We start from the raw sequence: 3,527 nt of genomic DNA on the forward strand, positions 1-3,527 counted from the left end.
AGGGACTTGAACCCATATGAAGTTGCCCTCACTAGAACCTGAATCTAGCGCGTCTGCCAATTCCGCCACATCCGCATGTTCTACACAGGGAACTTACCCTGCTTGAATAGGATAGCATTTTGATGCGGAAAAGTCAAGAGCTTTTTTCGGTAAAATGTCTGTTTTTATCAAAAAACAGCAAATTAATCTTCCGCCGTTATGGTCAGGGAAGAAAGGCGGTCCGCTTCGGTCACAGGCCGCAGCGGGCGGCAGGGGTTTCCCACGGCCACCATACCAGCGGGAATGCTGCGTGTCACCACGCTCCCGGCCCCGATCACACTTCCGGCACCAATGGTCACTCCACCGCAGAGAACCGCACCGGCTCCGATCCAGACATCGTCCTCCAGCGTTACAGGCGCGGAAGTGCCGATTCCGGCGGCGCGCTGCGCGGCATCCAGCGAATGGCCCGAACAGGCGATGATCACGCCCGGCGCCAGAAAGGCGTTGGCGCCGATGTGGACCGGAGATGTGTCCAGAATCACACAGTTGTAGTTGATGACGGCCAAGCCGTGGGTGTGGATGTTAAAGCCATAGTCGCAGTGGAAGGACGGCTCCACAAAGGTCAGTGGGTGGCACGTTCCAAACAACTGCTTCAAAATTTTTCCGCGTTTTTCCGTTTCAAAAGGGGCGGTCTGATTGTATTGCCAGCAAAGCGTTTTGGCTTTGTCCTGCAAGTGTGCCGGCATATCCCGGTGGTCTGAACAGTAGGCTTCTGCGCACTGCATGCGCTCCAGCATGGTCATAATCGGTTCCTCTTTTCGTAGACTGTGCCTTTCATTATATCATAGGCGTTCATTTCGCCTCAATCACCATTTCCGACTCTGCCACGTACATTGGAGAGAAAGGGGGTGGTCATTTGAAAGGCAAGTTTCTTTTGTCGCTGGGCTTCGGCGCTTTGTGGCTGGCCGTCTCAGTGTATTTTTCAGTTTTCTGGGCACAGGAAGCTTCCTGCGCACTGCCGCAATGGTATGTCTGGTGGGCGATTATCGGAATCGCACTTTTGCCGGGTTTCCTGATGAGTGCCATGTTCTTTTCCAATCTTATTCACTGGCGCCTGCGCAGCTATCCGGATACTGATCGGGAGACAACGATTCTCATGTGCGCGCACAATGAAGAAGCAGCGATTTCGCAGGCAATCCGCGCTGTTCTGGAGCAGGACTACCAGGGGATGATTCGGCTTTTGGTGATTGACAATGCTTCGGAAGACGGCACCCGGGAAGAAGTGCTGAACATGCAGCGGCTGGCCGGGGAAAAGCGGAAGGTGGAATATCTCTATTGCCCGCAGCTGGGAAAAGCCAATGCGCTCAACTGTGGTCTGGCGCAGGTCCATACCCCATTTTTTCTGACAGTGGATGCGGATACCTGTCTGGAGAAGCAGGCAGTCCGGCGAATGATGAATCACATCACTGCCGCTTCCAGTGTATGCGTGGCAGGAAATCTGTTTGTCCGGAACGCGCGTGCGTCTCTGGCGACCCGAATGCAGAATTATGATTATCTTCTCAGCATCGCGGCTGTCAAACGGTTTCAGGGCAGCTACCATTCTACGCTGGTGGCACAGGGGGCCTTCAGCGCCTATCGAACGGAAGTGGTGCGTGAAACGGGCGGTTGGCAGAATGTGCTCGGCGAGGATATTGTATTGACGTATGCGCTGCTGCAGCAGGGGCTGGTTTCGTCTTATGAGCCTGCCGCAGTCGGCTATACGGAAGTTCCGCAAACCTGCAACGGTCTGTACAATCAGCGAAAGCGCTGGGCAATCGGAATGTTGGAGGGGTTGTCCTCTGTTCCGCCCTGGCGCCAGGGCAGCGCCTATTCCCGCTATTTTACATGGGTCAATTTGTGGGTCATCTATCTGGACCTGGCGTTTTTGTTCGGGCTGCTGCCCGGCGTTTTGCTGGCTTTGTGCGGGTATTATTACCTGGCCGGATGTTTGACGCTGTTTACACTGGCCGTGAGCGTGGTGCTGTTCCTGAGCACCTATCTCTATCAGAAAAAGCTGAAAATCCCTTTTCAAAATGATCTTCTGGGATTTTTGCTCTTTCTCTTTCTGTTCCAGGCCTTGCAGAGCACTGCGGCACTGCAAGGCTACTTGACCTGGCTTGTGCATGGAAAGGAGGAGTGGGGGTGAAACGCAGCAATCTGGTGTTTTGCCTTGTGGTATGCGCGGCGATCCTGTGCATTGCCTTTTGGCTGCTGGCGGGGATTCGCGGATGAATTCACCGCATCAAAAAGCGCGCTCTGACGGGCAGAGCGCGCTTTTTTATTTTGTCTGCGAAAAATACCAGGCCTCTTCCATCCAGCTGAGCCATTCCGCATCCAGCTGCTGCGGCGCGGTGAGCAGCATATGATGAGTCCAGCGACCGGGGTAGGGTTCGACTGCAACGGCGATCCGGGCAGAGTCCAGTTTTCTCCCAAGACCGAAAGTGACGATGAGACAGTGCTCCGGCCATCCTTTTTTGCGCCGGATGGGAAGTGAGGCGGCGGCGAAAAGATGCCGTCCGTAAAAACTGATCTGACTCTTCTGTACCTTGACGCGCGCTTGGTCAAACACTCGTTCCATCTGTTCCGAAAAAGCGCGATACAGTTCCAATTCTGCCGGAAACCGGTCAAAGAAAAAGAGAATATCATCCCAATACCGTTCCGGATATTCCACGCAGCATCCCTCCTTTTGTATCCTTATCATACCATGTTTTCAAAAGGGGAAAAAGTGGGGTCAACCGCCCAGCGTTACGTCTTGCGCTTGATACCATTGCAGCGCCTGGAAAAAGTCATCCGGCTGAAAATCAGGCCAAAGCCGGTCCACAACGAAGAAATCGGCATAAACAGATTGTACCGGCAGAAAGCCGGACAATCGGCGCATGCCGCCCCAGCGAATGACCAAATCGACCCGAGAAATATCGTGCGAGCGGAGTGCATTGCAAATTTGTCTGCGGTTGCTGCCGGGTGCATTTAATTCGGCAAGGTCCCATTCCCAGCCGTAGTTTACCAGAAAATTGACGCGCATACCGCCGCCGTTCAGGTCTGTTCGAACGGTATAAGGCCGAAGCTCTTCCGGAAAGACAGAGGAGTTTTGGTCGCCGAGTACGAGAAGCGAAACGGGTTCGGAAGCGATTCGGCGGATTGCTTCCACGCAGGCCTTGGAAAAAGCGAAGACTTGCTCCGGCGGCCGTTTGCAATTATCCGTTGTAAATCCATAATAAGTGATCTCACGGACGCCGGCTTCCCATGCCAGTCTCAGCAAATCCAATCCGGGCGTCAATCCATGGATGTAGCCGTCCTTTTTGGCCAGTCCTGCACGGGTGGCCCAGCGCCGGTTCCCGTCCGGAATGATTCCGATGTGGTTTGGAATTCTCATGCATCCACCTTCTTTCAACTTAATATTGGTTGATCGGACAGCAGCTATGCACCACGTTATTCGAAAGATTGAAAGAAAGCGCCTGCCTGATAAAGGAGGCTTTGATGAAACAAAAAGGCCGCCGGCATTCGCCGGC

Annotated in this window: 4 protein-coding genes; 1 reads left to right on the top strand and 3 read right to left on the bottom strand. The window is 53.8% G+C overall.

From position 1 onward, the window contains the following. Positions 1–182 precede the first annotated feature (182 nt). Positions 183–782 carry a sugar O-acetyltransferase gene (locus WMO24_RS00700; protein ID WP_349214150.1) on the bottom strand — a complete coding sequence of 200 codons (600 nt, stop codon included), beginning with the start codon at positions 780–782 and terminating at the stop codon, positions 183–185. Between the two features lie 113 nt (positions 783–895). Between WMO24_RS00700 and WMO24_RS00705 the strand changes: the two genes are divergently transcribed. After that, on the top strand, positions 896–2,164 hold the full coding sequence (locus WMO24_RS00705) for a glycosyltransferase family 2 protein (protein ID WP_349214151.1): 1,269 nt from the start codon (positions 896–898) through the stop codon (positions 2,162–2,164). A gap of 132 nt (positions 2,165–2,296) precedes the next feature. Here WMO24_RS00705 and WMO24_RS00710 read toward each other — a convergent pair whose 3' ends face one another. Together WMO24_RS00710 and WMO24_RS00715 are read right to left on the bottom strand one after the other, a co-directional pair. Continuing rightward, positions 2,297–2,689, bottom strand: a complete 393-nt coding sequence (locus WMO24_RS00710) for a DUF5655 domain-containing protein (protein WP_349214153.1) — start codon at positions 2,687–2,689, stop codon at positions 2,297–2,299. 60 nt (positions 2,690–2,749) lie between these two features. Then, on the bottom strand, positions 2,750–3,391 hold the full coding sequence (locus WMO24_RS00715; RefSeq protein ID WP_349214154.1) for an undecaprenyl diphosphate synthase family protein: 642 nt from the start codon (positions 3,389–3,391) through the stop codon (positions 2,750–2,752). Between the last annotated feature and the right edge of the window lie 136 nt (positions 3,392–3,527).

Origin of the sequence: Ruthenibacterium intestinale (assembly GCF_040096265.1) — a bacterium.
Classification (GTDB): Bacteria; Bacillota; Clostridia; order Oscillospirales; family Ruminococcaceae; genus Ruthenibacterium; species Ruthenibacterium komagatae.